The sequence below is a fragment of the Vibrio penaeicida genome (assembly GCF_002933855.1).
GTDB classification, from domain to species: Bacteria; Pseudomonadota; Gammaproteobacteria; order Enterobacterales; family Vibrionaceae; genus Vibrio; species Vibrio penaeicida_A.
On the sequence record NZ_BFAQ01000023.1, the window covers coordinates 130,939 to 157,222 of the forward strand.

Below are 26,284 nucleotides of genomic sequence, written 5' to 3' on the forward strand. Positions count from 1 at the left end.
AAATGAAAGGATTTGGTGTACATACAAGTATGTGGGCATTGGAGTGGACCCGTGAAGGAGCAGAACGAGCGATTTCCGAAGCCAGCCAATATCAAGGTATCGATTTTTTAGAAATCACCATGTTGGACCCCCCAGGTGTAGATGCCCCCCATACCCGCGCTCTATTGGAAAAAGCAGAGCTCAATGCCGTGTGTTCTTTGGGCGTACCTTTGCACTGTTTACCCTCTCAAGTGCCAGACAAGGCGTTCGATTTTCTTAAGCTTGCTATTGATAAAACGGTGACATTAGGTGGGCAATCGCTCACTGGGGTGACGTATGGTGGTATCGGTGAAAGAACGGGAAAGCCGCCCACCCAAAAAGAGTTGGATAACGTCGCCGTAACCATGAGAAAAACGGCGGACTATGCAAAGAAGCAAGGTATCGAGTTAGGTATTGAAGTGATTAACCGTTATGAAAATCATTTATTCAATACCGGATGGCAAGCTGTGGAGTTGCTAGAGAGAATTGGTTCAGACAACATCTTTATTCATTTGGATACTTATCACATGAACATTGAAGAGAAAGGGGCTGCAAATGGTATTCTGGATTGCCGAGAGCACTTAAAATACATCCACCTTTCCGAAAGCGATCGCGGCGTGCCGGGATCCGGTACATGCGATTGGGATGAAGTGTTTGCCGCTTTATCGGCGGTGAATTTTAAAGGCGGGATGACCATGGAAAGCTTCATCAATTTACCACCGCAAATTGCTTCTGCTCTGTCGGTTTGGCGACCAGTGGCAGAGAGCCCTGAAGAAGTCATGACACATGGGTTGAGTTTTTTAACAAACAAAGCCAAACAGTATCGATTATTGTAATTGCAACGAATGATCTGCCAGATATAAGTTTGGTTATCTGGCAGATTTACAATGTAAATTTAAATCCCGTCATCTTTTTAGCCTGTATTCCTCGCTCACTATCACTTTGTGCCTAGCGATTTTTCCTACGTGAATAGGGCTGCGAGACATTTCAGTTAGTACATCACCGTCTTCCATAAAAAAACATAAAACTCTTGTCATAACGGTGATTTACGCCATTTCACTGCTTCTTTATTCATAATTATGTTGTTTTGATGATTTTTTTAATAGTGTGATCTGGTTGTTATTTAATCGATTGGGTCTACCTTGAACTAAACATATTTTTACGTATAGTAAAATTTTTACACATTTAACATGATTGAAACATGCTGAGAGGGGAACGAGTATGGATGCATATTCTCTTGGAGCAAGGATTCGAAGAAAGCGTAAAGAGTTAGGAAAAACGCTGCAGCAAGTCGCCGATGAATCGAAGTTCTCTATAGGTTTTCTGTCTCGTGTTGAGCGCAACGATGTTTCACCATCTCTCTCGTCACTCGCGATCATCGCTAACGTGTTGCAGTCGGATATGGAAAGCTTCGTTTCAGTGCCAAGCAATGCGGGCTCAGTGATCTTGGCTGCAGACCGCGCAGGTTTTTCCTTACCCGATGGCAAGGCGCACTATCAACAACTTTCGAGTGATTTTCCAGGAAAGCGAATAAATGGTGCAGAAGTTGTGTTGGAGCCGGGCTTTCAAACCGAAGCAATGGTTCATGAGGGCGAAGAACTGTGTGTGGTACTGGATGGGTATTTGACGTTAACCCTCAATAATCAAACCCAAGTACTAACAAGTGGAGATAGTGCTCATTACAGCTCTGCCATCCCTCATCAATGGCGTAATACGCATACCACACCATGTCGAGTGATGTGGTTTGGCGACCTCGATATTTTTGCCCACCACAAGGAAGAATGACATGAGCGAGGGGTTTGAGAGTTTTGAAAGCACACAGCAAGAACTGAAGCGTGCGGTGGGATTTAAGTTACTGACCATTATGTGCCTAACCAGCAACCATGCGTGTCGATGCTACACCAGCGACATCAATAACTATCCAGTGAGTGGTGTGAAGCCTTTAGAGTTTGATGATTGGCACCAACAGGTTGTTGTTAAGGCGACGCCTTTTGTGTGTAACGAGCGAGCTTTGTTAGACAAATATCTAAAAGACAGCGCTTTGTTTGAAAAGCTCCAGTTAGGATCAGCCATTAATCTTCCTGTGATGTTTCAGGATGAAGTGATTGGCACCATCAACCTCCTCGATGAAGAGGGGGCATACGTAAGTATTGATTTACCCAATGCAATGGAAGTTGCGCAGAAAGTGGCACCCGATCTGTTGGCATTTCGACGTGCACTTGAAAAGTAACAGGAGACATTTCGTGAAGTACTTAAAACAACACCAAATCTGGTGCAAGCTAGCCGTTACCATCAGTGCGCTGTTTTGCGCATCAACGATTGCGGCAACGCCGCCTTCCACTCTGGTTGTAGCAAAAAATATTGATGACCTCGCCACCCTCGACCCTGCTCAAATTTACGAGTTCACAGGAGGAGAAATTAGCAATAATCTGTACGACCAACTCGTGGAGTACCATGCCGGTGCAACGGATACACTCGTCGGCGGATTAGCAAGCTCGTGGCATGCCGATAGTGCTGCTCGCACCATTACCTTTGAGCTGGATAAAAGCGCCAGATTTGCATCCGGCAATGACGTAACAGCGGATGATATTGTGTACTCGTTTGTGCGAGTCATGAAGTTGAACAAAACCCCCTCTGCTGTCGTGAAACAACTGGGTTGGAACGCCGACAATATCGAATCGCAAGTCGTTAAAGTCGATGATGACACAGTGAAAGTCCACTACAAAGAAGGCATTTCCCCTGACTTTGCGTTAAACACTTTAACAGCGACAGTGGCGTCTATTGTCGATAGTAAAACAGTGAAGAAACACGAAAAAGACGGCGATATGGGCAACGCTTGGCTCAACAAAAACAGTGCAGGCTCTGGTCCATTTTCATTGCGTATTTGGAAAGCGAACGACACGGTTGTACTTAGCGCTAATAAAAAATGGTGGGAGGGTGACTTAGCGATCAAACAAGTGATTTACCGCCACATTGTTGAGCCAACAACACAACGTATCATGTTAGAAAAAGGCGACATTGATATTGCGCGAGGTCTAGGACCGGATCAAATTCAAGCCATTGCCACCCACTCGGAGTTAAAAATAGAAGATTACCCTCAATCGGCGGTTTACTTTTTCTCGTTTAACGTGAAAAACAACAAACTGAATAACCCTGAGTTTTGGCGTGCTGCGAAATACCTGATTGACTACAAAGGAATGGCGAATTCATTCTTGAAGGGGCAATTCAAAGTGCACCAAGCGTTTTGGCCACAAGGCATGCCGGGTGCAGTGAGTGATACTCCGTATTCGTTAGATGTGGCAAAAGCCAAGCAGATTTTAACAGACGCCAAAATTGAGAATCTGAGCCTGAAAATGGACTACATCAATAGCGAGCCGTTTTCGAGCATGGCGCAGTCAATTCAAGCTACATTTGCAGAAGCAGGTATTAAGATCGATCTGGTTCCGGGAACAGGAAATCAAGTCATCACGAAATACCGTGCACGGGAACATGAAGGGATGCTGTTGTACTGGGGACCAGACTATGCCGACCCTCATTCCAATGCGGGGGCTTTTGCCTACAATGCCAATAACGATGACGACCACTATGTCTCTACTACAACTTGGCGTAACGGCTGGCAAGATCTGGAGCTAAACAAGAAGGTAGAAGCGGCACTTCAAGAAACCGATCGTGATAAGCGCTTACAGCAATACCGTGATTTACAACATGATGTGATGAAAACGTCGCCAATTGTCGTCATGTTCCAAAACCAAGCGCAAACAGCACTGCGAAGCAATATTAATGGCTATGAGCAAGGCTCATCCGCCCATCAAGTGTACTACTCAAAAGTGACTAAATAGATCAGTAATAGGGGCACAGTCATGGTGGGATCAAGCAATAAATTCTTTTCATTCGGTCTGATACTGGCAAAGCAAACGTCCATGGTTGTGGTGACTTTAGTGGCACTGTTGGTAGTGACGTTTTTTATCGGCCGTGTTATGCCCATTGATCCCGTCGTTGCTGTGGTGGGCGATCGCGCAAGCCCAGAAGTGTACGCTCAAGTTGAGGTTGAGCTTGGTCTCGATAAGCCCTTACCTATCCAGTTTTGGCGCTACCTAAAAGATGTCGCAAACGGCAACTTAGGCATGTCTCAGAGTACGGGTAATACCGTCTTGGAAGATATCAGCAACTTCTTTCCAGCGACTCTTGAGCTAGCGACTTTGGGTATTATTGTGGGCATTCTGCTTGGTGTTCCGCTTGGTATTTGGGCGGCTCTTCATCGGGGGACATGGCAAGATAACCTGATTCGGGTTTTTTCGCTGGTGGGCTACTCTACCCCTGTATTTTGGTTGGGTTTAATTGGGCTGTTGGTGTTTTACGCCAAGCTTGATTGGGTAGCCGGACCAGGGCGGTTGGATATCGGCTACGAGTATTTGGTCACACCTGTAACTGGGATGATTCTTGTCGACTCTGCCCTTGAGCAGCAATGGGATGTGTTTCGTAATGCAATCAGTCACTTAGTGCTGCCCGTTCTCATATTAGGGTATTTCTCCATGGCTTACATTGGTCGTATGACGCGCTCATTGATGTTGGATGAGTTAGAAAAAGAATACGTGGTGACCGCGCGTGTGAAAGGCGTGAGTGAATTTACCCTAATCACGCGGCATTGTTTGGTGAATATTCGAGTTCCACTGATTACGATTTTGGCGCTTACCTACGCCAGTTTGCTTGAGGGGGCTGTTCTTACCGAGAGCGTCTTTGCTTGGCCGGGTTTGGGGGCGTACATTACTAATGCTCTGTTTTCTGCCGATATGCCCGCGGTATTGGGTGGCACATTGATTGTTGGTATCTGTTTTGTGAGTTTGAACTTGTTGGCAGAACTCGCCTATCCCCTTCTAGACCCGAGGGTGAAACGATGAAATCTTCCATTAGACCTTCCATTAAGCAGTGGCTATTGGATGATACCCCAACCAGTCAGTGGCAAGCGAGATGTGCTAACTGGTATCGAGTTTGGCTGGCATTATGCGCCAATCCACTTACCCTCATGGGCATTGCATTACTCGTGTTATTGCTAGCAGTGTCAATATTGGCTCCATGGCTTGCACCGCATTCGCCCATTGAAACCAATTTAGAAGCACGTTTGTTAGCGCCGTCTTGGGATTTTTGGCTTGGTACAGATCACCTTGGGCGAGACATATTTAGTCGCTTATTATACGGCGCGCAGGTGACCGTCACTATTGTGCTGCTAGTGGTTGTTACTACGGCACCTTTGGGCCTCATGATCGGTGTGGTTGCCGGTTATTTCGGAGGTTGGGTCGAGCTGGTATTAATGCGCATTACCGATATCTTTCTCGCGTTTCCCAAATTGGTAATGGCGCTCGCCTTTGTCGCCATCTTGGAGCCGGGTTTAGGTAACGTCGTATTGGCCATTGCCATTACGGCATGGCCACCTTATGCACGTGTTGCTCGTGCAGAAGCGCTTACCTGTCGAAATGCTGATTACATTCAAGCAGCGAAGCTGTCTGGCGCTTCACCAATACGAATTTTGTATCATCATATTGTACCGATGTGCATGACCTCAGTGATCATCCGTGTCACCTTGGATATGGCAGGGATCATTCTCGTCGCTGCGGGGCTGGGTTTCTTGGGCTTGGGTGCGAAACCTCCTACGCCAGAGTGGGGCATGATGATCGCAGAAGGTCGCTCGTTTTTGTTGGATCAATGGTGGGTTGCGACCATTCCAGGCATAGCCATTCTGTTGGTTAGCCTTGCGTTTAACTTATTGGGTGACGGTTTGCGTGATGCCCTTGAAGGCAAACGGTAGGAGTGCCCATGTCATTATTGAAAGCTGAAAAGCCATTACTGAAAGCCGAGAAGCCATTGTTGAAAGTTGAAAATCTTACAGTCACCTTTCCTACGGCGAAAGGTCCTGTAGACGTGGTGAAAAACTTTAACCTTGAAATGGGTAAAGAAAAAATTGGCATTGTCGGCGAGTCTGGATCGGGCAAATCCATGACGGCACGAGCCATTTTAGGTTTGTTACCGCAAGCTGCCTCAATGACAGCCAAGAGCATGTCTTTGCAGGAGACAAATTTACTGGGTTTGTCGCCTCGTCAGTGGCGCAATGTTCGAGGGAAAGCGATCACTATGGTGATGCAAGATCCCAAATTTTCTCTTAATCCGGTACTCACCGTAGAGCGGCAGTTGCTTGAAACTTGGAAGCTACACCACGTAGGCAACAAGTTTGAAGCAAAGCAGGCGATTTACAATGCACTTGCGGAAGTGGCCATTCGAGATCCAGAGAGGGTATTGGCATGTTATCCCCACCAACTTTCGGGGGGAATGGGGCAACGAGTCATGATCGCCATGATGTTGCTGCCACAGCCAAATATTCTGATTGCCGATGAAGCCACATCTGCATTAGACGTCACCGTACAGAAACAAGTATTGGAATTACTGAATAATTCAGTGGAAGCGCATGGCAGTGGTCTGATTTTGATTAGCCACGATTTACACCTCGTCGCCGAGTTTTGCGACCGAATCATTGTTATGTATCGTGGCTGCATTGTGGAAACTTTATCGGCATCTGATCTTCACCAAGCGCAACATCCATACACGCAAGGTTTGTTGGCTTGTTTACCCAGTTATCAAAAACGCGATCAGCCACTTTCAACGTTAAACCGCGATCCAGCATGGGAGAAACTGGCATGATAAAAATCAGCAATACCGATATTTATTGGGGGGAATTTCTTGCGGTTAAGCAGTTTAACCTCAACGTTGCTGCCAATCAGTGTGTTGGTTTAGTGGGCGAGTCTGGTTCGGGCAAGTCCACCGTTTTGCAGCTGCTTACTGGTATCAATCAAGAGTGGCGAGGTGAAGTAGAAATCGTGGGGCAAAATCTTGAGACTGGCAAGTCTTACCCAAAATCGCTTCGTCAAGATGTGCAAATGGTGTTTCAAGATCCGTATGCATCATTGCACCCTAAGCGTACGATCGACCAAACATTGTCAGAGGTCGCATATATTCACGGTATGGATAACGTATCAAAAAGGGTGTCCAGCGTGTTGTCGGACGTAGGATTGGATGCGCGGTTTCGCTTTCGTTATCCCAGCCAGTTATCCGGTGGGCAAAGGCAGCGAGTCGCAGTGGCGCGTGCGCTCATCAGCAAACCGAAACTGGTGTTATTGGATGAACCGACATCCGCACTGGACGCTTCTGTGCAAGCGGAAGTGCTCAATCTATTACGCCAACTCCAACAACAGCATCAACTTACCTATCTGATGGTGAGCCACGATCTCGACGTGGTGAACTGGCTATGTGATGACGTATACGTTATGAGCCAAGGGCAGCTCGAAGAGCAGACGGATGTGCACCGATTAGCGCGCCATCAAGCGACAAGTGAATATACGCATAAACTTCTCGCTGCTACGCATGGCGAAAAAGTGTTGGACTAAATAATGTTTTCTCTTTGTTGGTAATTGCGCTCAGTTCGTAATGAGCCTTAGTTCGAAATAGCCCTTAGTTCGTAATAGACTGTACAGCCCTGTCGATATATCAATCAATACCAGTTTTGGACAATTTCTGCACAATTCGGATATAGAGCTGGATATGCGTAGACTATCTTGTGTTTAGTATGTAAATAGAATGTTAACAATGGAGTTTGATAAATGGGTGATTTTGCAGCCACACAGATACCCGTTGTAAAGACATCATTACGAAAAGCAGTTTGACGCAATATAGTGAGGAGTGACGGATGTATGACTCCAGAATAAATAACTCTTTGTTTCGTTTGGTCGATCAGGAATTCAGCCAATCGGAAAGGCTTCTTTTTTCATCTGGGAATGTAACTGAGGTGTGTGACGCCGTAGGGCAAGTCATGAAATCTCATTCACTTTCGGTGAAAGAAGATCGCACCAAGTTGGACGCAAAAATGCATTTTTTGCAGCTAGGTGAAATTTCGGTAAGCCGTCTTCATTACGGTGCTGGGGTAGACATTGAACCCGGTGCAATGAAAGAGTTTTTTCTTGTCCAAATGCCTCTGTCTGGCAGGGCTGTGATTGAGAGCCCACACAGCGTGGTGGATTCCACAACAAATCTTGCCTCTGTGCTAAGCCCTGATGATAGTGTAAGCATGCAATGGAAGCCAAATGTCGATCAGCTGATGATCAAAATTCCAAAGCCATTAATTGAGCGTACTGTGGTGGGCATAACGGGTCACGCCCTGCATGAAACGGTTCGGTTTGATTTGGGGTTTGAATGGCAAAGAAGCCGAGAGTGGACAAGCTTACTTTGGTATTTGTTGACTTATGCCGCTCAGATTTCACCGTTCGAAAACCAGAATAGCCTGATCCTTGGACAGCTAGAGCAGTTGGTCGCCACGTGTTTGCTAAGTTGCCATTCTCACAATTACTCTACCAATGCAGCGAAAAGCAAACCCTCTATCCGGCCTCGACATGTTCGGATTGCTCAATCGTATATTGATGCACACTTGAACGAAGACATCAGTGCTGAAAGGCTTGCTGGAATTGCTGGCGTGAGTGTACGCAGCTTATACGGTGGGTTTAAAGATTTTCTTGGTATCAGTCCTATGCAGTACTTGCGTAATCTTAGAATGGAAAAGGTGCATTCAGAGCTACAAGGTGGGCAGGCGCAAAGCGTAACAGGGGTTGCGATGAAGTGGGGGTTTTCTCATATGGGGCGGTTTAGCGTCGCGTATAAAAGCCGCTATGGCGAAAGCCCAAGTGAGAGCCTAAGGCGATTGTAGTTTTTTCTATTTTCATTTTTCTTTCGAATTTTTTATCTTTCTCATTCCTTTAAATAAAGCCTCTATCGAATGTCATAATCCATTCGAAAGAGGCTTTTAACCCAAGTCCACCTCATGATGAACCTAGTCTCAAGAGGCGATGGCTTCTATGCACTTGCTAGAGAGGTAAATTTCCCTTGGTGGAAAACCAGCGGAGGGCGCTCTGTCGAATCTGTTGAAAGAACGCTACCAATCAAGAGTAGGTGATCGCCTGCGGAATTTTGTTCCGCATTTTTGCAGATCAGTGTGGCGATAGCGCCTTCAATCACAGGCACACCTTGAGCGTTAATGTGGTAATCAATGCCATCGAACTTGTTCTCTATTTTTGAGCTGGCAAATCGCATAGCCAGATCTTCTTGTTCACCGGAAAGAACATTGATGGAGAAGTGATCACAGTCGTTAAAGTTCGCCAAGTTAGGGGATTGGGTTCCTAAACTCCAAAGCACTAAAGGAGGCGTGAGGGAGAGCGACGCAAAAGAGTTGATCGTGAGCCCTATTGGCACGCCTTCTGCTGTTCGAGTCGCTACAATGGCAACGCCTGTTGGGTATTTACCTAGCGCTTTTCGCAGAACTTGAGGAAGCAAAGATTCGCTGTCTTGTTTTGTCGGTTCTTGGCTCGTCGGTTTTTGGCTAGTTGGGGTTGAGTTATGGCTCATAAATCTTGCCTCCTACGCACTTTTAACCGAGTGGGAATCAACGAAATCTCGACACAAATTGGCGTCATCCCACCAAGGGTAAAAACTCGGTGGATGATTGAACCCGTTTGCGATGGTCGAAGCGAGTGATGGGTATTGCTGTGCCGACGCGAGCAGTTCCAGAATATGGGGCGGAGGCGGAAGCAATAAACTGTTGGTCCAACTCACCACACTGCTTGCGTATTCCCAGAAAGTTTCGAAGGTTTGGTTCATCCAGTCGGCATTAAATGGCTGCTCTCCTCGTGCCAAAATGGCGTCGCCGTACACTTTTGCGGCTTTGGTGGCATTGTTGGAGCCTTGACCTGTAATCGGATCGTTCGTTGCTACTGCATCGCCCATACCAAACACCAAGCGTCCCGAAGGTAACGTCATCACAGGTTTGCGAATGGTTGGTGGAAAACGGCCGGCTAGAATGCCATTTTCGTCGGTTAATTCTGTGTGTTGGCAACGCTCTGCTTCCCAAGGGAGAAAGGTCTCTAAGATCTTCTTACTGGTGGCAAGGTGTTCTTGTGGGGTACTCACATCGTTCCAGCAATCCATAGCGCCGCCGGGAATTCCCTCAAATACCATGATGTCGCAAGGACCAGAAGTGGTGAACGCTGGAAAGGTAAAATATTCACCCACGCCCGGAATCAAATTGAACGCGACTTGGCTGAAATCATCCTGTTTTTTCATGCCGTTGACGTAAGTAAGGGCAAGCGCGCGTTGTGGTTTACTGAATGTAGAGCGAGCTTCATCGCGCTCAAATAGCCTGACGACATCTCCTTTCCCTGCTGCAAGGAGCACCAAGTCGTGGGTGGATGTCAGTTTTTCTAGTTCAGAGACACCGACATCTTCAATGATCAACTTGCCTCCTTTGGACTCAAAGAGCTCCATCCAAATGGGCATTTTGACTCGTTGGTCAACGGCTTGGGCTGGTTTGTCTAAGGTGGCGCTCCAGCTAATAGCTCTTTCCCCTGCGATTTCTGGGTGAGGGACGGAAAAACCAATGCCATCGATATTCGGGCAATTTTTTTCCCATAAGTTTAAGCCTGAGTCCCGTTCGATTTGAAGCGCGTCGTCGAACATACACTGGCTGGACAACACTCTTCCATCGCGCACGCTTTCTGGTGTCCGGTTGGTCACCACGGTCACACGGTAATCATTGTCTAAAAGACGAATAGCTAAAGGAAGACCTGCCTGTCCTCCCCCAACAATGGCGATACTTCTCATGATTTCACTCCTTTGATAATAAGATGTCTCATTTTTCTGTTATTCCTCAATGACTCTTTATTCTGCCAAGCGAGGAATGGCGGGTTTTGCTTGTTCTGGTCCCATTGCGGAATAGCCGCCATCCACTGAATAATCCGAGCCTGTGACAAAGCTGGATAAGTCGGACAGCAAAAATGCCACAACTTGGGATACTTCTTCTGGTGTACCAACTCGACCTGCGAGATGAAAATCCGCGGCGACTGAATCGGTTTTTTCTCGATTACCATCGGTTAATTCATCCATGATCCTTGACCAAACCCAACCCGGTGAAACGGAATTAACTCGGATACCGTCGGGGGAAAAGTCCATTGCCATACTGCGAGTGGCTTGAAGTAGTGCTGCTTTGGAGGCGGGATAGAGCCAGCGACCGGTTTGCGCGATGGAAGAGGAAATACTGGTGAAATTCACAATTGAACCACCACCTAGCGCCATCATATGGGGTCGAACGGCATTGGATATCATTATGGCACTGACAAGGTTTGTATTGAGGGCACGAAGCCAATCTTCTCGGTTGGATTCTTTCCCTTCGTCTAAGTATGTTGCTGCTAGGTTGACAAGGAAATGGATACCACCGTGGGTTCGCATGGTGGCTTCGATGCCGCTGTTTAGCTTTTCATCGTTTGTGATATCGATTTCGAAATAGCTTAAGTTTTTGTTATCTGTGTAAGGGGCTGGCGCAATATCAAATACCACCACTTTCACACCATATTCGAGCAGAGTATTGACGACCCCTTGCCCAATTTTTGTGACGCCGCCAGTCACGATGGCGACTTTTCCTTTTAATCCTTTCATCGACCCTCTCCTTGGTTTCGGTACCTAGATTGGTATACCTGTTGGCATTACCATCCTCCTTCTAGTGAGGTTCAATCTCTATCCACAATTGAATTCAGGTATCCAAAGCCTGCAGGTAAGTCGGCTGATATTGAGTGGGGAGAGCAGCCTTTGGCGACAATTAAAAAGCCCGCGACTATTCTCGCGGGCTTAGCTTACGTGTACTTAGTGTTTGCGATTACTTAGTGCTAGCGATTACTGTCCGCAAACCAAGTCCCAACTGCCATCGCTGCCAGGGACGGAATCTGTCCAGTACTTGGCTTGGTAGATTTTCCCTTGGTAGACGATTTTATCGCCCGTTCCTGCATGGCTCGGGTTTCCTGCCCAATCAGTTTGAGGCCAGTTAGGGTAAACATTGATCCCCGCCGTATTGCAAGTTGTGCCGCCACCGCCACCACCCGTTCCTTTAGTGAAGCTAGCGTTTAGCGTCACGCCAGAAAACGCGCTGTAACCGGTTAAGTTGATGTAGTACGTGCCAGCTTTTGGTGTGGCAAATGGGCACGATTCGTTGTTACCATTTTTGTAGGGACGACAATCATTACTGCTTGATGTTGGTTTGGAGCCGTGTTTAACGTACAGGTCCACATCACCTGAACCACCGCTGGTGGCGATGGTTAGGTTGGTTGCACCAGAAGGGACAGCCAATGTATAAGTGATGGTTTGACCTTTAGACGCTGCGATCCCAGTCACTGGTTTGCCGTTTTCCAGCTCTTTGCCTGTTGGTGGCGGCGGTGGTGGTGGAGTTATTCCCTTATCAATAACCGATAAGTTGTTGGATGCACGGGTGAGCTTAAGGACATCCCCAATTTGAGATGCCGACCACCAGTTCACGCCACTTGGCAGTGCTAGAGGGTTTGCGTTGCGTTGCTCTCGGCTTAGGGTTTCGGCACCCGAACCAAATTGTGCGGTACGAACCTCTAATGTGTTAGGGCTAACACTTAATACTTTGAATTGCTGAATGCTGGCCAAATCAATGGTCCAACTTTTCGGATCGTTTGCGCTACGAGCGGGGGCACCCCAACTGCCTTCACCCACATAAACCGTACCGCCAGAAGTGGTTGCGGTGAAGTTGGAACCAGAAGGTTTCAATGCTTCGGTGACTTTATTTATGTGCGTATCCGATTCCACCACCAAATTCATTTTGTGTTGATAGAATAAATTTGCCCACCAAGAGACCAAAACAGTGTTGTCTCGCTTACCAGAATAATGCGGGTACATCGGCTTGTGGTACTGCGCCATGCGCCATTTTGCTGAGTTGGCACTGGCTGCTAAATCTTGGCTCAGCCAATTGTTCATGGCTGTTGCGTAGCTAGACCAACCGCTGTCTTTAAACTGGCTATTAAGGGTATAAACACGCAGCAGTGGTGATACGTTAAACGCACCATAGGTATCTTTAGGGTTACACGTTTTATTGCCATCGAAATCGGCACCAAAGACTTGGCACACAGTGCTGTAGTTGTCGTCTTCATGGTTACCGTGTGTGGGCACGAATGGGTAAATTCGTTTGTAGTTAACCCCGTCTATCAAATCGCTTGAAAACGTGAGTTGCCAATCTTTTAGGTATTCACGCATTTCCGAGGCGGAGTTTTGGTTGGTGTAGTCGCCACCATGCATAATGAACAAAGGGCGTACCTTCGCAACTAACTTGTTGCCTGCGCGGCGATTTGTCCAACCTGTACGGGTATCGCCTCCTGCAATCGCGACAAACGGAGAGTTGTCTGTTGGGGCGGTTTTGAACCAAAGGCGATCGCCACACCCAGCATCGTCACACACTCGGTAGTAAACCGGAGAGTTGGATGGCAAGCCACTTAACTGCACAAAGCTGCTTTTCAGTGAGTTGGCGAACGTATGGCTAAAAGACACATTGGCTTTTTTCCACTGCTGCTCGCTGGTGGTGAATCCATATTTTACGTGGTGATTAGTGCTTGTTGTTGGGGAAAACCCGATCGTGGCTTTTGAAGATGATGACCCATCCCAAACCAAACGGTGGTATTCACTTCCTGCGAAGCTTTGACAAGCCATAGCGGATAATCCGATCAGAATGCTTGTTCTGAGGTAATTCATTTTTTAGTCCTTTATTATTCATTACTTCTGTGATTAATTGACGTTAATGTCATCTGCGAGGTATGCCCCTCGCGGTGCGGCTCTGAAACCAGCACCACAAAGGCAGCATTGCGATAAGGCAAAGTATTTTCTTTGCCCTCAAAAAGGTTAAATGCCAGTGCTCCGTGCTTTAAATGGCGGTACTGTTGGTCTAGCGCTTTATTGGCGCTTATCGTCCAATAATCGCTGTTTTTAATTCGTGGGAAGAAGTCTGTGGCGATCTGAGCCTGATTTGGTCTGTCGTTGTTTTGTAACAGAGAAACCAATTCCTTTGGTGTGGGCAGTCGCCAATTATGATTGCCGCATAACCCTTGCGCATTGGTTCGTTTGATCAGCGCTTGGGTGTCGCATCGCCCGTCTTGATAGAAGCAGTCCCCTTTATCGGGTGCACCTAATTGTCCATTGAACCAAGAGTAGGTCCAATCGGCATCGTGAATGGACTCGTCATCGGTTTTGACTTCCCATAGCAATCCTGTTTTTTCATCGGCCACACACGCCCAAGGACCTTGCCAAGGCATCAAATGTTCACCAGTGCTGGTGACTTTCACGTAGCGAGGGTGATCCAATTGAACGGGCAGTATGCTCAAACTGAAATAGCTATAAAGAGAAGTGGCAGCAACCATTACGAGTGTGGCAAGTATTCTTAGTGTCATTGCACGTACTCCAGTTGTATAGGACGATGATGGCGTGTGTGAGCTATCTGTGAGTGATCAAAGGCGGATACCCATATGCAGGTGCCATCTTCCAAGGCAACGTCGTGCTTTGAACCTGTATCGTGTTTACGAGAGACTTCTAGTGTCCAATATCCGTTTTCCCACTTTCCTCGTGCGCGCACGTTGGCTCTATCCCCTTCAAACTGGTTAGAACGGTATAAAACCGAAGGCATTTCGCTGCCATCAGGTAAGGTGTCGTGCGTTTTTTGATAGGGTTGACTGCCAAACCAAGCAAGAGGGCGGGTGACTAATGAAGGTTCTGTTGGGAGCCTTTTGGGGATGACAGAGTGGGGGGAGTACCACTTCCAATTCATTTTGTATCCGCCACTGTCTTTGCCGTCGGTAAGGTAGCCCGCGGTGTATCGGCGTTCGCCAAATCGAGGTGTACTGGCAGGACCAAAGAAATTATCGTCTGCTTGAAACATATCGTTGGTGCGAACGGCTTTCCAATGCCACAAATCGCGGATCCGATTATCCATGCTGGCGTGGTAGCCCTTACCGTGCCAGTTTTCGGGCTTGCCTTTAATCGGCTTACGACCTAGATAAGCCGTGCCATCAGCACCGTAGCCGCAGGTACTGGAAATCATGACAGCGAATTTGTCTTCGTAGTAGGTTGTTTCATCAAAATGATGGAACCCATTTTGCCGAACCACCCATTTGCCGTTTTGCTTAAATAAAGGCAGATGAGCAAGGCTTTTGGTGGCGTCTTTCCAGCGGAATAAAAAGTAAGTTTCAAATTGGTTTGCGGCGGCTTTTATCGAAACTGTTGTTTGTCCATCAATGAAATTGGCTCCCCCCGTAGTGAGAACAGAGATTTCTTTTGCGTCCTGCCAAAAAGCCTCACTCGATTCTCCATCCACATTAACCAGTTCATCAATGCTTATTTTTTTAACCGTTAAAGGTAGCTGGCTGCCAGAATATATAAATGCCCAACCAGCCCCAGCGGTTCCCAGTGACAGGAGAAGTGTAAGCGAAAGCCGTGCTTGCTTTAGCGTTCGAAATGGCACCACCATCTTTAGCACGTTCGCCCCATATTGAATGATGTAAACCAAGCTGTGCAGTATCAAAAAAAACAACATGCCAATGGCAGACCAAAAGTGCCAAGCCTGAAAGTTCATAAAATCAAACTGCCACCAATAGAGTGCACCAGAAATCAGAGCCGATAGAGTGATGACATAGCCAAAGTATTGAACCCAGAGGTGGTATGGTGATGATGCTTTGGTCGCGCGTTTCTTGCGGCGTAAAACATAAAATACGTAGCCCAATGCGCTAGAAAAAAGAACGATACCACTTATGTAATGAAGATCATGCAGGTTACCCTGAGGCAATATGGGGGAAAGCCAATATAAGGTTCGATCCGAGACCAAGTGAACCCTCAAACCTGTGAGTAAATTAATGAGTGCTGAAATAGAGACAATCAAGTGGAGAAGAATGAAATTGTAACGCTTGGGGGTCATGTTCAGTTCAGTGCAAAAGCCAATCAAATGAGTAAGGTTTGATGGTAGAAGCTGGTGAACGAATTACTATTTAAACTCCGTTAAAATTCTGTTACTTACTAAATTGGTTCTATTTTTGTTATGCAACAAAGTGTATCTTTCAGTAATTATTTGTCACAGATAACGTAAGTCGAATTCTCATTTTTGATTAGGTGGGTGATTGTCATAAAGCGGGCAAGTTAATCGATTACTATTCAAGTGTATTTTTTGTCACACAATCACTTTCAAACTTCTCTAAACAACCAATTCACTGAATACAACGAGTTCTAAATTTTGCCTAGTAGGAAACGGAGGTCTCATGGAGTACATCGGGTATATTGCCGCGATATTGACAACTATCAGCTTTTTACCGCAAGTCATTCATACGATTCGAATCAAAGATACAACCAGTATTTCACTTTCGATGTATACAATGTTTATTGTGGGAACCGCTTGTTGGCTGGCGTATGGTGTCGTTTTAAATTCCACGCCAATCATAGTAGCCAATGGTATTACCGTGGCGCTATCAGGGATCGTATTTGCCATCAAACTGAAAAACGTGATTAAAGGAATCGACAGCCAGTAAAAATGCCAGCATCGGGTGCTGGCATTGATTTTTAATCACTGATTTTTATGGTTCTCACATTCTTTTCTATGGCGTTTTGTTTCCATTTTTCCCAATGTCGCCAATCTGCTTCAAATTTGATGAAAACACGGCCTTTTTCATCGAATTCCAAGCCGGATTCTTCAAGGGTTATATGTGGGATAACTCCGGTAAACATCCATTTATCTTTTAACAGTTTTACTCGACAAGCAGACACCCTCAACACTGGTAGTGTTGGATACTGGCGTACCCATTGCTGCCATGCATAAAGTGACTCATTGTAAAACCAGACAAATGTGCCTTCTTTTATTCCAACTATATACCCTGGGGTGCGAGCAAAACGAGCTTTATCAATCAGTTTCATCTCATCCTCTTACGGCGTTTATGCGCCGATTACAGCAAGTTAAATTTGTTACCAACTGGATGGAGGAGGTGTTATCCCGCTATTTTTATTTTGCGGTTTGTTTTTGCAGCTCAAAGCTAAGGTTTATCGTCGCCCTATGGCTGCTTAGTGCCCTTTATTAAACGGAATAAAAATGCGGTAACAATAGAGTTATCAAAAGTGAGACTGTTATGATGAATACTTTATAAAAGCAGATTTGAAGTGAATAACCCTGCTAAAAGTGGAATGAGTGAGGTTTATTTTGGTTAAATGTACAGTACTCCAGTTTAATTCCTAAGTTACATTTTTGTGACAATAATTCAAAAGAGCTTTGGATACACAAATATAAATGTTTGAAAATAGGAACGAGTTAGAGATTTTCACTAATTTTGACAGAAAATCCCCCTAGATATGAAACGGAACTCGAATTTATATTGATATGATTCGCATTATTGGTTGGGTATCAGATTCTGATATTCCATTTTTGATTATTTGATACGGTTTTTTTATTCGCTTCCTGATGTTTTCTTGATGTGAGCCTCAAACTTAATGATTTCTCATTACATGTAATTACTCAAATTTGTGCTCAATCCACTGTGGCTAAATGGCTTAAGGTCTTTGTTTAGTCTCTTTGGTTGTTCAATGTATTTGCTTGAGTTATAGCTAAATAGAAAAGAAACGTTTGCGTAACATAAACTCAAACCACTTCAAGTCACAGGATTCTGAGCCAGATATTCTGTTTGAGCACAGAAGTCACTTGAATGGGAAAAAGCGGGAACACATCGCAGTGGGTGGCAACGTCGGCATCATAACAAATTTAACTCTCTAGGCTTTAGATGAAGGTAACTTACAACACAGTAGATGATCCAGTTCAAGAACTGGTTGAGACTGATCCCAATGGATGGGCATTCATTAAATACGATGGGTTTGTTTTTAAGGGGGTATATCAGCCTATATTTGACAGAGCCGGATGTATTGTCGCCTATGAAGGTCTGGCTCGAATAACAGATATGGACGGGGCGGCCATTAGCCCTGAAGAATTCCTGAGGCCTATTCGGCAAGATCACAAAGCCTTGATGCTGTTTTTTCTGATTACAGGCAAGATCCACTTTGTCAATTTCTCAAAATTTTCTTCAGGTAACGTATCTCTTTTCGTTAACGCACCTCCCTGTGTGTTTAATACTTTAGGGAATATATCTGGTGCAATCGAACAATTACTTATACGCCTAAAAATGTTGGGTATTCCACGAGAGAATGTGGTGTATGAAATTATGGAAGACAGCAATTCAGAAATGTCTTTAATGGCGCAAGGCATCGAAAACTTAAAACAAGTCAATATCCGTGTTGCGTTGGATGATTTTGGTTCAATGCACTGTGATATGACAAGAGTGAAACGACACCAAGTAGATATTGTGAAAATCGACAAAACACTCATTCAAAACGCCGAAGAAAACAAAACACAGCTTTTGGAGGTAATAGAATATTGCCGATCTAAAAATATCAAAACGGTAGCAGAAGGGATTGAAACACAAGAACAAAAATTAAAGATGATGGAATTAGGGATAGATTACTTCCAAGGGTACTTTATGGGTAGACCCACTCCCGCGAAAGTCATTAATATGTCACTTCTTGCAGATTGATTTGAGTGTAGAAGTAAATGAAGCCTATTTTGTTTGTGTTGAAAATGCCTTTCGAAGATGAAGGTGAAAGCTGGATCTGTTCTCATTGCGCAATGATTGAAGGAGCGATTAAAGTTAACCAAAATTGGAAAGATCACGTTGATGTACGAAGAATAGATTACCCTAAACCAAGAGGGGAAGTGGTGGAGCTGATTGGTGAAGATAAGCAGTGGTTACCAGTGCTTATCTTAGAAGACAACGTTACCCTCACCGACCCGATTGAAATCATCAATTACCTTGCAAGCACCTTCGGCGGAGCCAAAGTACACCCTTAACCCTTTTTTGCGTAAGGTTGACCTACTAATGATAATCATTATCATGTGCACATCTTTACTACGATAAGGTGTGGTTATGGCATCTCATACCGGAGAAACCGTTAATACTGACGGAGCCGAGTCGTTCTCAATCGAGGACGCCCAATGGCAAGGTATTACATTAACACCCGCAGCAGCTAAACGTGTACAGCAGCTTTCAACTGATGGAAAAGCAATTCATTTGTCGGTGAAATCTTCTGGTTGCACTGGCTACGCGTACGTTCTCGATCAAATCGATGAACCTCAGCATGGTGACCTTTCTTTTGAATCTAATGGTGCAACTCTATTTGTTGCGCTTACTGCGATGCCATTCCTTGATGGCACTGAAGTGGACTACGTCCGCGAAGGGCTGAATCAGACCTTTACCTACAAAAATCCTAACGTCAAAGCCGAGTGTGGCTGTGGTGAGAGCTTTGGTATTTAGCAAATGACTGCAATTGAAATTCAGCCTGAAGTCCAAGAGGCGATGAATAAGGAAGGATACAAAGAAGGGTTTTATACTCAGCTTGATAACGACACCTTAGAAAAAGGCATTAATGAGGAAGTGGTACGTGCCATTTCAGCCAAAAGGAATGAACCGGATTGGATGCTAGAATTCCGTCTGGAAGCATACCGACTTTGGAAAGACATGGAAGAGCCTCATTGGCTGAAAGCGGAATACCCATCCCTGGATTACCAGAACTACAGCTATTACTCCGCACCAAGCTGTGGCAAATGTGAAGGAAGCGATCTTGAATCAGACGGTTCGAACGAATTTCTGACCAAAGAAGTGGAAGACGCGTTTGACCAACTAGGTGTGCCTGTTCGTGAAGGTTCTGAAGTGGCTGTTGATGCCATTTTCGACTCCGTTTCAGTGACCACAACTTACCGTGACGAGCTGAAAGAGCAGGGCATTATATTCTGTTCGTTCAGTGAAGCGATTCACGACTATCCAGAGTTGGTCCGCAAGTATTTAGGTACGGTTGTTCCTCCAAAAGACAACTTTTTTGCGGCGTTGAATGCTGCCGTTGCATCTGACGGATCGTTTGTCTACATTCCGCCTGGTGTGCGTTGCCCTCGTGAATTATCGACCTATTTTCGAATTAACCAAGCAAAGACGGGTCAGTTCGAGCGCACAATTCTAGTGGCGGATGAAGGCGCGTACGTGAGCTACATCGAAGGGTGTTCTGCGCCAGTTCGCGATACCTACCAGCTGCATGCTGCGGTAGTAGAAGTCATTATCCACAAAGATGCGGAAGTAAAATATTCAACGGTTCAGAACTGGTTCTCAGGCGTTGAAGGTTCCAAAGGTGGAATCTTGAACTTCGTGACCAAGCGTGCTGTGTGTGAAGGCGCAAACAGTAAAATGTCTTGGACGCAGTCAGAGACGGGTTCTGCGATTACTTGGAAATACCCAAGTGTTATCCTTAAGGGTGATAACTCTGTCGGTGAGTTTTTCTCGGTTGCATTGACTAATGGCGACCAAAAAGCCGACACCGGTACCAAGATGATCCACATTGGTAAGAACACCAAGTCGACCATCATCTCTAAAGGTATCTCTGCGGGTAAGAGTGAAAACAGCTACCGCGGGTTGGTGAAAGTATTGCCAAGTGCGGAAGGCGCTCGAAACTTTACCCAGTGTGATTCAATGCTTATCGGTGCTGATTGTGGCGCGCATACGTTCCCTTACGTAGAAGTGAAAAATTCTACCGCACAGGTTGAGCATGAAGCGACGACGTCTCGAATCGGTGAAGATCAGCTCTTCTACTGCGTTCAACGTGGTATCAGTGAAGACGATGCTATTTCGATGATCGTTAACGGCTTCTGCAAAGATGTATTCTCTGAGTTGCCGCTCGAATTCGCTATTGAAGCACAAAAACTCCTTTCCATCAGTTTAGAACACAGCGTGGGCTAACCCAGTATGTTAGAAATTAAAGATTTAAAAGCCAGTGTTGAGGATAACCAAATCCTTAACGGTATTAACCTATCCATCAAACCAGGCGAAGTACACGCCATTATGGGACCAAACGGTTCAGGCAAAAGTACGTTGTCTTCTACGCTGGCTGGTAAAGACGATTACGAAATCACGGATGGTGAAATCCTGTTCAAAGGCAAAGACCTAGCGGATCTTGATCCCGATGAGCGCGCTGGTGAAGGTGTATTCCTTGCATTCCAATACCCAGTAGAAATTCCGGGCGTGAGCAACAAGTTGTTCCTGAAAACTGCACTGAATGGCATCCGTGATTACCGTGGTGAACCTGAACTGGATCGCTTCGATTTTGAAGACTTGCTAGAAGAAAAAGCAGACCTGCTGAAAATGCCTGTCGATTTGCTTAACCGTTCTGTAAACGAAGGGTTTTCTGGCGGTGAGAAAAAACGCAACGACATCCTACAAATGGCAGTACTAGAGCCACAGCTTTGTATTCTTGATGAGACAGACTCGGGCCTAGATATTGATGCACTTAAAGCGGTATCGGATGGTGTGAACGCATTGCGCGACGGCAACCGTTCTTTCATCGTGGTGACTCACTACCAGCGTATTCTTGATTACATCAAACCTGACTTTGTTCACGTTCTGTACAAAGGCAAAATTGTGAAATCTGGCGATCACACCTTGGCGAAAGAGTTAGAGGACAAAGGTTATGGTTGGATTATCGGAGAAGAGTAGAGATGTGGCGTTAACGCGTCTTCGCTCTCTTGCGGGTCAGTCTAGCTGGCAAGAAAATAGCTGGCAGTCATTAGCGCTTTGGGGGATCCCGAATGCTAAACACGAAGACTGGAAGTACACGCCTCTGGATGAATTCCTAGCGTTATCGCACCGCGCGCCAGAACAAAACAACATTGATAGCATTTCGTTTGAAAGCATCAGTATGAGTTTTGACTGCTACCGTTTGGTCTTTTTTGATGGAAAGCTGGTGTCGGAATTGTCTGACGATATTCCGAATACCGTCATTAAAGACATCAATGAATTGGATGATGCAGCGCAACACCAACTGTCTAGCAACATCAATCAAGAAGCGTTCTCTGCACTTACGGACGCAACAGCAACCGCTGGTATTTATGTTCAAGTGGGCAACGATACCCAGCTTGAGAAACCGATTTATCTGTTTCACCTGAATTCGGGTGGTGACGGTGAGCTTTGTAGCTACCGACATCATGTTGAGCTTAGCCGACTAGCGGAATGCCACGTTTACGAGCACCACGTGTCTCTGAAGCAAGGTGGCGGTGTGACTTGCTCAAGGCTGACAGCGAATGTCAGTGACGGCGCTAACTTTAAGCACATTAAATTGATTGAAGAAAGTGCTCAGCAGCATCATTTCGGTCACAATGATATTACTTTGTATCGCGATAGCCGCGCGACAAGCCATACTTTCTTACTGGAAGGTAAGCTGGTAAGGCATAACACCAGTGGTATTTTGAAAGGTCAGGGCGGTGAAGTTGAAATGAACAGCTTAACCTTGCCGAAAGCGGATCAGGTGTTTGACACCAGAACCTATCTTCGCCACAAAGCAGCGTATTGTAATAGCCACCAAACGCATAAAGTGATTGGTAAAGACAACGGTGTTGGTGTCTTTAACGGCATGATTTATGTCGATAAAGGTGCAATCAAAACCGATGGTCAAATGGATAACCACAATTTGCTTTTAAGTGAAAAATCCCAGATCAACAGTAAGCCGCAATTAGAAATCTATGCCGATGATGTGAAATGCAGCCACGGTGCGACCACTGGGCAAATTGATCAGAGCCAAGTGTTCTACCTTCAGGCTCGCGGAATCCCTAAAGCCAAGGCTGAAAAGATGATTACGTTTGCATTTGCAGGTGAATTGACTGATGAAATTGACCACCCAGAAGTGCAACAACATATCATTCGTCGGATCGAACAGAAATTGGACTTGTAATGAGTAACAGTGTGAAAGATAACCAAGCAGAAACAACACAAGGAATACGATGGCGTCAGGATTTTCCTACTTTGAATCAGGAAATCGACGGCAAGCCCCTTGTGTATTTAGATTCTGCGGCTAGCGCACAAACTCCCAATCGAGTCATTGACCGTATGTCCCGATTTTATCGGGACGAATATGCGTCGGTTCACCGCGGCGTGCACCAACTCAGCGCCAATGCCACAGATAACATGGAACAGGCTCGCGACAAAGCTCGTGCTTTTTTAGGCGCTCAGTCTCGTGACGAAATCGTGTTCACAAAAGGCACAACGGAAGCCATTAACTTAGTCGCCAATGGCTTTTTGAAACCGCTACTGCGCCTAAAGGGTAAACAGCCAAGTGAGATTGTGATTTCTAGCTTAGAGCATCACGCTAATATCGTACCTTGGCAAATGCTGGCAGAGCAGTTCAATTTAACCGTGAAAGTCTGGGAAGCGAATGAACGCGGCGAGCTAGACATTCGCGCATTGGAACCGTTGCTGACAGAAAACACCGTGCTGGTGGCTGTGGCGCACATCTCGAATGTACTGGGTTCTAGAACGCCTATTGAAGCGGTCACGGAATTAGCACACAAAAACGGCATTCCAGTGTTGTTAGACGGTGCACAAGCAGTAATGCACGAAACCGTGAATGTTGAAGCGTTGAATTGTGATTTTTACGTATTCTCAGCCCATAAACTCTATGGACCCACTGGCATTGGTGTTTTGTATGGCAAGAAAACGTTGTTAGACGCTATGGAGCCGTGGGAAGGCGGCGGTGCAATGATAGACAAAGTCTGCATTCCATCGGGGACGACTTTCAACCAAGCACCTTGGAAATTTGAAGCAGGCACACCTAACATCGCAGGTATTCTGGGGTTAGGCGAAGCCATTGATTATGTTCAAGAGGCGGGGCTGGATGCCATTGCCCAGTACGAAAACGAGTTAATGGATTACGCCTTAACTCAACTGGCAAGTATTGAAAATATTCAAATTTACGGTAACCCAAGCCATCGTGCAGGTGTGATTCCGTTCAATTTAGGCAATCATCACGCCTATGATGTGGGTACGTTTTTAGATAGATATGGCATCGCAATTCGTACAGGTCATCACTGTGCCATGCCTCTTCTGGAGTCATTGAGTCAATCCGCGGTATGTCGTGCATCCATTGCCATGTATACTACGCGCGAAGATATTGATGCCCTCGTGGCAGGACTCAAACGAATAAATCTCTTGTTAGGATAAAACATGACGCCAGAAAAGCTCGTTAAGAACTTTAACCGTTGTCAGGATTGGGAAGAGCGCTACCTGTACATTATTGAACTGGGAGACCGCCTGAATGCCATATCAGACGACAAACGCACGGACGACTATTTGATCAAAGGTTGCCAAAGCCAAGTTTGGCTCGATCAAGTTCAAGACGAAAAGGGCGCTTTCCATTTTTTTGGCGACAGCGATGCAGCCATCGTGAAAGGGCTGATAGCCGTAACAGTTATTGCGTTTGAAGGTAAAACATCGAAGGAAATTTTAGACTTCGATATCAACCAATGGTTTGAAGAGCTTGAACTGCACAAGCACATCACACCAACTCGTTCTCAAGGGTTATCTGCCATGGTTGCTAGCATTCAAAAAACCGCTGAAATTTATTCTTAACCACTTCGGTCTAATCATTACCTGCTCCAAATCTCGGGGCGGGTAATTCCTTATCTTGGTCAGCAGACCCTAACTCTAATTCTCTCATTTGTTCTCGTTCATAGTGCGAGTACGATCTGATCGTATTTCTTTCATATGGGCTATAACAAAGCAAACAGAGATCCGACACGAGGTATCCACCATGTTGAATTGGCAAAGTGTGATTGAATATGCAAACAACGGCAACCTGAAACCAGACAGAGTGATCCATAAACCGGAATCTGAATGGAAAGAACAGCTGACGGATGAAGAGTTTCGGATCACTAGGAAAAAAGGCACCGAAAGGGCATTCAGCAGTGAATCATGTAGTTTGTTTGAGCCGGGGATATACCACTGCGTGTGCTGCGATACCGCGCTATTTGATGGCAGTGTGAAGTTTGAATCCGGTTCTGGCTGGCCATCGTTTACCCAGCCTGTCAAAGCCAATGCCATTGCTTACCATATGGATGAAACGCACGGTATGCGCCGCATTGAAACGACCTGCAATACCTGTGAAGCACATTTAGGGCATGTGTTCCCAGATGGTCCGCCTCCCAGTGGGCTGCGCTATTGCATGAACGCCGTCGCCCTAAAGAAAGCGGAATAAGAGAGGTAACTATGACAATGTCAGTAGCAACATTCGGTGGTGGCTGCTTTTGGTGTACAGAAGCGCTATTCCAACAAGTCCGCGGTGTTAAATCGGTAGCCAGCGGCTACAGTGGAGGGCACACCAAAAACCCCGCTTACCGTGAAGTGTGCAATGGTACGACGGGGCATGCTGAGGTCGTGCAAATTGAGTTTGATTCCGACGAAGTCAGCTTTGCTGATTTGGTTGAAATTCACTTAACCACTCATAACCCAACAACGCCGGATCGCCAAGGAGCAGATAGGGGTACGCAATATCGCAGTATCATTCTGACCCATGACGATGAACAGGATGAAACCGCCCGATCTGTCATAGAGACGCTATCGCCAGAGTTTGAACACCCGATAGTGACTGAAGTCGCCCCATATGAGCAGTTCTATAAGGCGGAAGGAAAGCACCAAAACTATTACCGCGCTAACCCTGAAGGTCGATATTGCCAAATGGTGATTTCACCAAAGCTGAATAAATTCAGGGTATCTCATGGCGACAAAATGAGATAGAAACATAATGAAATAGAAACACAAAAGCGCCCCCTCGTTATTGAGGGGGCGCTTTTTATTTTGTTGAGTTGACTTGCTTTATAGGTTGATCTGAATTGAGAGTGTAATCACCGATGGCTTTTCAGTAATCCATATACCGCGTGATCAACGACTCGCCCATTGAGGTTTTCATTGCGCGTAATAACGCCTTCTAATGTCATGCCAATTCTTTCTGCAACCGCGCGGCTTGCTTGATTGTCTACGGCCGCATGCAGTTGGGCTTTCTCTAATTTTAACTCTTCGAAAATGATGTCTAACAGGGCAAGGCATGCACGGGTAACGATCCCGTTTCCTTGTGCAGACGCTTCAAGCCAATAACCAATCTCAGCGCGGCTCAAATTGTGGTCAATCGAATTGAGTGATGCCGCGCCTACCAATTTGTCTTTATAAATAATCACGCAGGTAAGTGATTTGCCTTCAGCGTAATTCTGTAAAGACATACGAATAAAACTCAAAAAAGCGTCTTCGTTATCGCAGTGTGGCGGCCACGCTAGCCATTGAGAGAGATAATCTAAATTATCGTTGCGAATTCTTAGAAAATCCTTTGCAAATGAAGGCTGTACCAGTGCTAGCTGTATTTCATCATCAATGTGTTTCGTGAACATTCTTATCTGATTATTTTCAAACGAAAGATGCTAAAAACGCTACTCTCGCGAAGAGTAAAGTGCAACCTCTTTGTTATC

At 45.8% G+C, this 26,284-nt stretch carries 27 protein-coding genes and 1 pseudogene; 20 read left to right on the top strand and 8 right to left on the bottom strand.

Annotated features, from left to right (window positions below; translation table 11 throughout):
• The first annotated feature begins 2 nt into the window (after positions 1-2).
• The 9 genes and pseudogenes from VPNCDNU1_RS13970 (at position 3) to VPNCDNU1_RS14010 (ending at position 8,761) form a co-directional block, all read left to right on the top strand.
• Positions 3-854, top strand: a complete 852-nt coding sequence (locus VPNCDNU1_RS13970; RefSeq protein ID WP_104400881.1) for a sugar phosphate isomerase/epimerase family protein — start codon at positions 3-5, stop codon at positions 852-854.
• Positions 855-1,239: 385 nt separating this feature from the next.
• Positions 1,240-1,803 carry a cupin domain-containing protein gene (locus VPNCDNU1_RS13975; RefSeq protein WP_104400882.1) on the top strand — a complete coding sequence of 188 codons (564 nt, stop codon included), beginning with the start codon at positions 1,240-1,242 and terminating at the stop codon, positions 1,801-1,803.
• A 1-nt stretch (position 1,804) separates the two neighbouring features.
• Positions 1,805-2,248 carry a GAF domain-containing protein gene (locus tag VPNCDNU1_RS13980; protein WP_104400883.1) on the top strand — a complete coding sequence of 148 codons (444 nt, stop codon included), beginning with the start codon at positions 1,805-1,807 and terminating at the stop codon, positions 2,246-2,248.
• Between the two features lie 13 nt (positions 2,249-2,261).
• On the top strand, positions 2,262-3,857 hold the full coding sequence (locus VPNCDNU1_RS13985; RefSeq protein WP_201797126.1) for an ABC transporter substrate-binding protein: 1,596 nt from the start codon (positions 2,262-2,264) through the stop codon (positions 3,855-3,857).
• A gap of 21 nt (positions 3,858-3,878) precedes the next feature.
• The gene (locus tag VPNCDNU1_RS13990; protein ID WP_104400885.1) at positions 3,879-4,916 is read left to right on the top strand and encodes an ABC transporter permease; all 1,038 of its coding nucleotides are present in this window, start codon (positions 3,879-3,881) and stop codon (positions 4,914-4,916) included.
• Positions 4,913-5,821, top strand: a complete 909-nt coding sequence (nikC, locus tag VPNCDNU1_RS13995) for a nickel transporter permease (protein ID WP_104400886.1) — start codon at positions 4,913-4,915, stop codon at positions 5,819-5,821. The genes VPNCDNU1_RS13990 and nikC overlap by 4 nt, the downstream gene beginning before the upstream one ends.
• A gap of 8 nt (positions 5,822-5,829) precedes the next feature.
• On the top strand, positions 5,830-6,708 hold the full coding sequence (locus tag VPNCDNU1_RS14000; RefSeq protein WP_104400887.1) for an ABC transporter ATP-binding protein: 879 nt from the start codon (positions 5,830-5,832) through the stop codon (positions 6,706-6,708).
• Positions 6,705-7,317, top strand: a pseudogene (locus VPNCDNU1_RS14005) (ABC transporter ATP-binding protein); the annotation flags it as partial. The gene VPNCDNU1_RS14000 and the pseudogene VPNCDNU1_RS14005, both read left to right, overlap by 4 nt.
• Before the next feature lie 433 nt (positions 7,318-7,750).
• Entirely contained in the window at positions 7,751-8,761 is a 1,011-nt protein-coding gene (locus tag VPNCDNU1_RS14010) for an AraC family transcriptional regulator (protein WP_104400889.1), read from the top strand.
• Positions 8,762-8,907: 146 nt separating this feature from the next.
• Here the strand turns inward: VPNCDNU1_RS14010 and VPNCDNU1_RS14015 are convergent, their stop codons facing one another.
• The 6 genes from VPNCDNU1_RS14015 to VPNCDNU1_RS14040 form a co-directional block, all read right to left on the bottom strand.
• Entirely contained in the window at positions 8,908-9,456 is a 549-nt protein-coding gene (locus VPNCDNU1_RS14015) for a flavin reductase family protein (protein ID WP_104400890.1), read from the bottom strand.
• A gap of 12 nt (positions 9,457-9,468) precedes the next feature.
• A complete protein-coding gene (locus VPNCDNU1_RS14020; RefSeq protein ID WP_104400891.1) occupies positions 9,469-10,707 on the bottom strand; it encodes a styrene monooxygenase/indole monooxygenase family protein in 1,239 nt (412 codons plus the stop codon).
• A 57-nt stretch (positions 10,708-10,764) separates the two neighbouring features.
• Positions 10,765-11,538: an SDR family oxidoreductase gene (locus tag VPNCDNU1_RS14025; protein ID WP_104400892.1), complete on the bottom strand. Its 774-nt coding sequence runs from the start codon at positions 11,536-11,538 to the stop codon at positions 10,765-10,767.
• A 234-nt stretch (positions 11,539-11,772) separates the two neighbouring features.
• On the bottom strand, positions 11,773-13,641 hold the full coding sequence (locus tag VPNCDNU1_RS14030; RefSeq protein ID WP_104400893.1) for a cellulose-binding domain-containing protein: 1,869 nt from the start codon (positions 13,639-13,641) through the stop codon (positions 11,773-11,775).
• 14 nt (positions 13,642-13,655) lie between these two features.
• Positions 13,656-14,333 (bottom strand): Lcl C-terminal domain-containing protein, encoded by a 678-nt coding sequence (locus VPNCDNU1_RS14035; protein ID WP_104400894.1) that lies wholly within the window; start codon positions 14,331-14,333, stop codon positions 13,656-13,658.
• Positions 14,330-15,850 (bottom strand): ethylbenzene dehydrogenase-related protein, encoded by a 1,521-nt coding sequence (locus tag VPNCDNU1_RS14040; protein WP_104400895.1) that lies wholly within the window; start codon positions 15,848-15,850, stop codon positions 14,330-14,332. The genes VPNCDNU1_RS14035 and VPNCDNU1_RS14040 overlap by 4 nt, the downstream gene beginning before the upstream one ends.
• A 337-nt stretch (positions 15,851-16,187) precedes the next feature.
• Here VPNCDNU1_RS14040 and VPNCDNU1_RS14045 point away from each other — a divergent pair, with 337 nt between their 5' ends.
• A complete protein-coding gene (locus VPNCDNU1_RS14045; RefSeq protein ID WP_104400896.1) occupies positions 16,188-16,454 on the top strand; it encodes a SemiSWEET transporter in 267 nt (88 codons plus the stop codon).
• Between the two features lie 31 nt (positions 16,455-16,485).
• Here VPNCDNU1_RS14045 and VPNCDNU1_RS14050 read toward each other — a convergent pair whose 3' ends face one another.
• Entirely contained in the window at positions 16,486-16,836 is a 351-nt protein-coding gene (locus tag VPNCDNU1_RS14050) for a hypothetical protein (RefSeq protein ID WP_104400897.1), read from the bottom strand.
• 854 nt (positions 16,837-17,690) lie between these two features.
• Between VPNCDNU1_RS14050 and VPNCDNU1_RS14055 the strand changes: the two genes are divergently transcribed.
• The 10 genes from VPNCDNU1_RS14055 to msrA all read left to right on the top strand — a co-directional run bounded on the left by VPNCDNU1_RS14055 (position 17,691) and on the right by msrA (position 25,562).
• Positions 17,691-18,494, top strand: a complete 804-nt coding sequence (locus VPNCDNU1_RS14055; protein ID WP_104400898.1) for an EAL domain-containing protein — start codon at positions 17,691-17,693, stop codon at positions 18,492-18,494.
• A 17-nt stretch (positions 18,495-18,511) separates the two neighbouring features.
• On the top strand, positions 18,512-18,808 hold the full coding sequence (locus tag VPNCDNU1_RS14060; protein WP_104400899.1) for a DUF3088 family protein: 297 nt from the start codon (positions 18,512-18,514) through the stop codon (positions 18,806-18,808).
• 76 nt (positions 18,809-18,884) lie between these two features.
• Entirely contained in the window at positions 18,885-19,271 is a 387-nt protein-coding gene (gene sufA / locus VPNCDNU1_RS14065; protein WP_104400900.1) for a Fe-S cluster assembly scaffold SufA, read from the top strand.
• 3 nt (positions 19,272-19,274) lie between these two features.
• On the top strand, positions 19,275-20,741 hold the full coding sequence (sufB, locus tag VPNCDNU1_RS14070; RefSeq protein WP_101111946.1) for a Fe-S cluster assembly protein SufB: 1,467 nt from the start codon (positions 19,275-19,277) through the stop codon (positions 20,739-20,741).
• A 6-nt stretch (positions 20,742-20,747) separates the two neighbouring features.
• Positions 20,748-21,494 (top strand): Fe-S cluster assembly ATPase SufC, encoded by a 747-nt coding sequence (sufC, locus tag VPNCDNU1_RS14075; protein ID WP_101111947.1) that lies wholly within the window; start codon positions 20,748-20,750, stop codon positions 21,492-21,494.
• Positions 21,469-22,725: a Fe-S cluster assembly protein SufD gene (gene sufD / locus VPNCDNU1_RS14080; protein WP_104400901.1), complete on the top strand. Its 1,257-nt coding sequence runs from the start codon at positions 21,469-21,471 to the stop codon at positions 22,723-22,725. The genes sufC and sufD overlap by 26 nt, the downstream gene beginning before the upstream one ends.
• The gene (locus VPNCDNU1_RS14085) at positions 22,725-23,990 is read left to right on the top strand and encodes a SufS family cysteine desulfurase (RefSeq protein WP_104400902.1); all 1,266 of its coding nucleotides are present in this window, start codon (positions 22,725-22,727) and stop codon (positions 23,988-23,990) included. Before sufD ends, VPNCDNU1_RS14085 begins: the two co-directional genes overlap by 1 nt.
• A gap of 3 nt (positions 23,991-23,993) precedes the next feature.
• The gene (gene sufE / locus VPNCDNU1_RS14090) at positions 23,994-24,398 is read left to right on the top strand and encodes a cysteine desulfuration protein SufE (protein ID WP_101111950.1); all 405 of its coding nucleotides are present in this window, start codon (positions 23,994-23,996) and stop codon (positions 24,396-24,398) included.
• A 181-nt stretch (positions 24,399-24,579) separates the two neighbouring features.
• A complete protein-coding gene (gene msrB / locus VPNCDNU1_RS14095) occupies positions 24,580-25,023 on the top strand; it encodes a peptide-methionine (R)-S-oxide reductase MsrB (RefSeq protein ID WP_104400903.1) in 444 nt (147 codons plus the stop codon).
• A gap of 11 nt (positions 25,024-25,034) precedes the next feature.
• On the top strand, positions 25,035-25,562 hold the full coding sequence (gene msrA / locus VPNCDNU1_RS14100) for a peptide-methionine (S)-S-oxide reductase MsrA (protein WP_104400904.1): 528 nt from the start codon (positions 25,035-25,037) through the stop codon (positions 25,560-25,562).
• A gap of 107 nt (positions 25,563-25,669) precedes the next feature.
• Here msrA and VPNCDNU1_RS14105 read toward each other — a convergent pair whose 3' ends face one another.
• Positions 25,670-26,206 carry a GNAT family N-acetyltransferase gene (locus tag VPNCDNU1_RS14105; protein ID WP_104400905.1) on the bottom strand — a complete coding sequence of 179 codons (537 nt, stop codon included), beginning with the start codon at positions 26,204-26,206 and terminating at the stop codon, positions 25,670-25,672.
• Positions 26,207-26,284: the final 78 nt, after the last annotated feature.

Coding starts and splice junctions, on each gene's coding strand:
- VPNCDNU1_RS13970 (WP_104400881.1), top strand. CDS start 3: ATGAAAGGATTTGGTGTACATACAAGTATGTGGGCATTGGAGTGGACC.
- VPNCDNU1_RS13975 (WP_104400882.1), top strand. CDS start 1,240: ATGGATGCATATTCTCTTGGAGCAAGGATTCGAAGAAAGCGTAAAGAG.
- VPNCDNU1_RS13980 (WP_104400883.1), top strand. CDS start 1,805: ATGAGCGAGGGGTTTGAGAGTTTTGAAAGCACACAGCAAGAACTGAAG.
- VPNCDNU1_RS13990 (WP_104400885.1), top strand. CDS start 3,879: ATGGTGGGATCAAGCAATAAATTCTTTTCATTCGGTCTGATACTGGCA.
- nikC (WP_104400886.1), top strand. CDS start 4,913: ATGAAATCTTCCATTAGACCTTCCATTAAGCAGTGGCTATTGGATGAT.
- VPNCDNU1_RS14000 (WP_104400887.1), top strand. CDS start 5,830: ATGTCATTATTGAAAGCTGAAAAGCCATTACTGAAAGCCGAGAAGCCA.
- VPNCDNU1_RS14010 (WP_104400889.1), top strand. CDS start 7,751: ATGTATGACTCCAGAATAAATAACTCTTTGTTTCGTTTGGTCGATCAG.
- VPNCDNU1_RS14015 (WP_104400890.1), bottom strand. CDS start 9,456: ATGAGCCATAACTCAACCCCAACTAGCCAAAAACCGACGAGCCAAGAA.
- VPNCDNU1_RS14020 (WP_104400891.1), bottom strand. CDS start 10,707: ATGAGAAGTATCGCCATTGTTGGGGGAGGACAGGCAGGTCTTCCTTTA.
- VPNCDNU1_RS14025 (WP_104400892.1), bottom strand. CDS start 11,538: ATGAAAGGATTAAAAGGAAAAGTCGCCATCGTGACTGGCGGCGTCACA.
- VPNCDNU1_RS14030 (WP_104400893.1), bottom strand. CDS start 13,641: ATGAATTACCTCAGAACAAGCATTCTGATCGGATTATCCGCTATGGCT.
- VPNCDNU1_RS14035 (WP_104400894.1), bottom strand. CDS start 14,333: ATGACACTAAGAATACTTGCCACACTCGTAATGGTTGCTGCCACTTCT.
- VPNCDNU1_RS14040 (WP_104400895.1), bottom strand. CDS start 15,850: ATGACCCCCAAGCGTTACAATTTCATTCTTCTCCACTTGATTGTCTCT.
- VPNCDNU1_RS14045 (WP_104400896.1), top strand. CDS start 16,188: ATGGAGTACATCGGGTATATTGCCGCGATATTGACAACTATCAGCTTT.
- VPNCDNU1_RS14050 (WP_104400897.1), bottom strand. CDS start 16,836: ATGAAACTGATTGATAAAGCTCGTTTTGCTCGCACCCCAGGGTATATA.
- VPNCDNU1_RS14055 (WP_104400898.1), top strand. CDS start 17,691: ATGAAGGTAACTTACAACACAGTAGATGATCCAGTTCAAGAACTGGTT.
- VPNCDNU1_RS14060 (WP_104400899.1), top strand. CDS start 18,512: ATGAAGCCTATTTTGTTTGTGTTGAAAATGCCTTTCGAAGATGAAGGT.
- sufA (WP_104400900.1), top strand. CDS start 18,885: ATGGCATCTCATACCGGAGAAACCGTTAATACTGACGGAGCCGAGTCG.
- sufB (WP_101111946.1), top strand. CDS start 19,275: ATGACTGCAATTGAAATTCAGCCTGAAGTCCAAGAGGCGATGAATAAG.
- sufC (WP_101111947.1), top strand. CDS start 20,748: ATGTTAGAAATTAAAGATTTAAAAGCCAGTGTTGAGGATAACCAAATC.
- sufD (WP_104400901.1), top strand. CDS start 21,469: ATGGTTGGATTATCGGAGAAGAGTAGAGATGTGGCGTTAACGCGTCTT.
- VPNCDNU1_RS14085 (WP_104400902.1), top strand. CDS start 22,725: ATGAGTAACAGTGTGAAAGATAACCAAGCAGAAACAACACAAGGAATA.
- sufE (WP_101111950.1), top strand. CDS start 23,994: ATGACGCCAGAAAAGCTCGTTAAGAACTTTAACCGTTGTCAGGATTGG.
- msrB (WP_104400903.1), top strand. CDS start 24,580: ATGTTGAATTGGCAAAGTGTGATTGAATATGCAAACAACGGCAACCTG.
- msrA (WP_104400904.1), top strand. CDS start 25,035: ATGACAATGTCAGTAGCAACATTCGGTGGTGGCTGCTTTTGGTGTACA.
- VPNCDNU1_RS14105 (WP_104400905.1), bottom strand. CDS start 26,206: ATGTTCACGAAACACATTGATGATGAAATACAGCTAGCACTGGTACAG.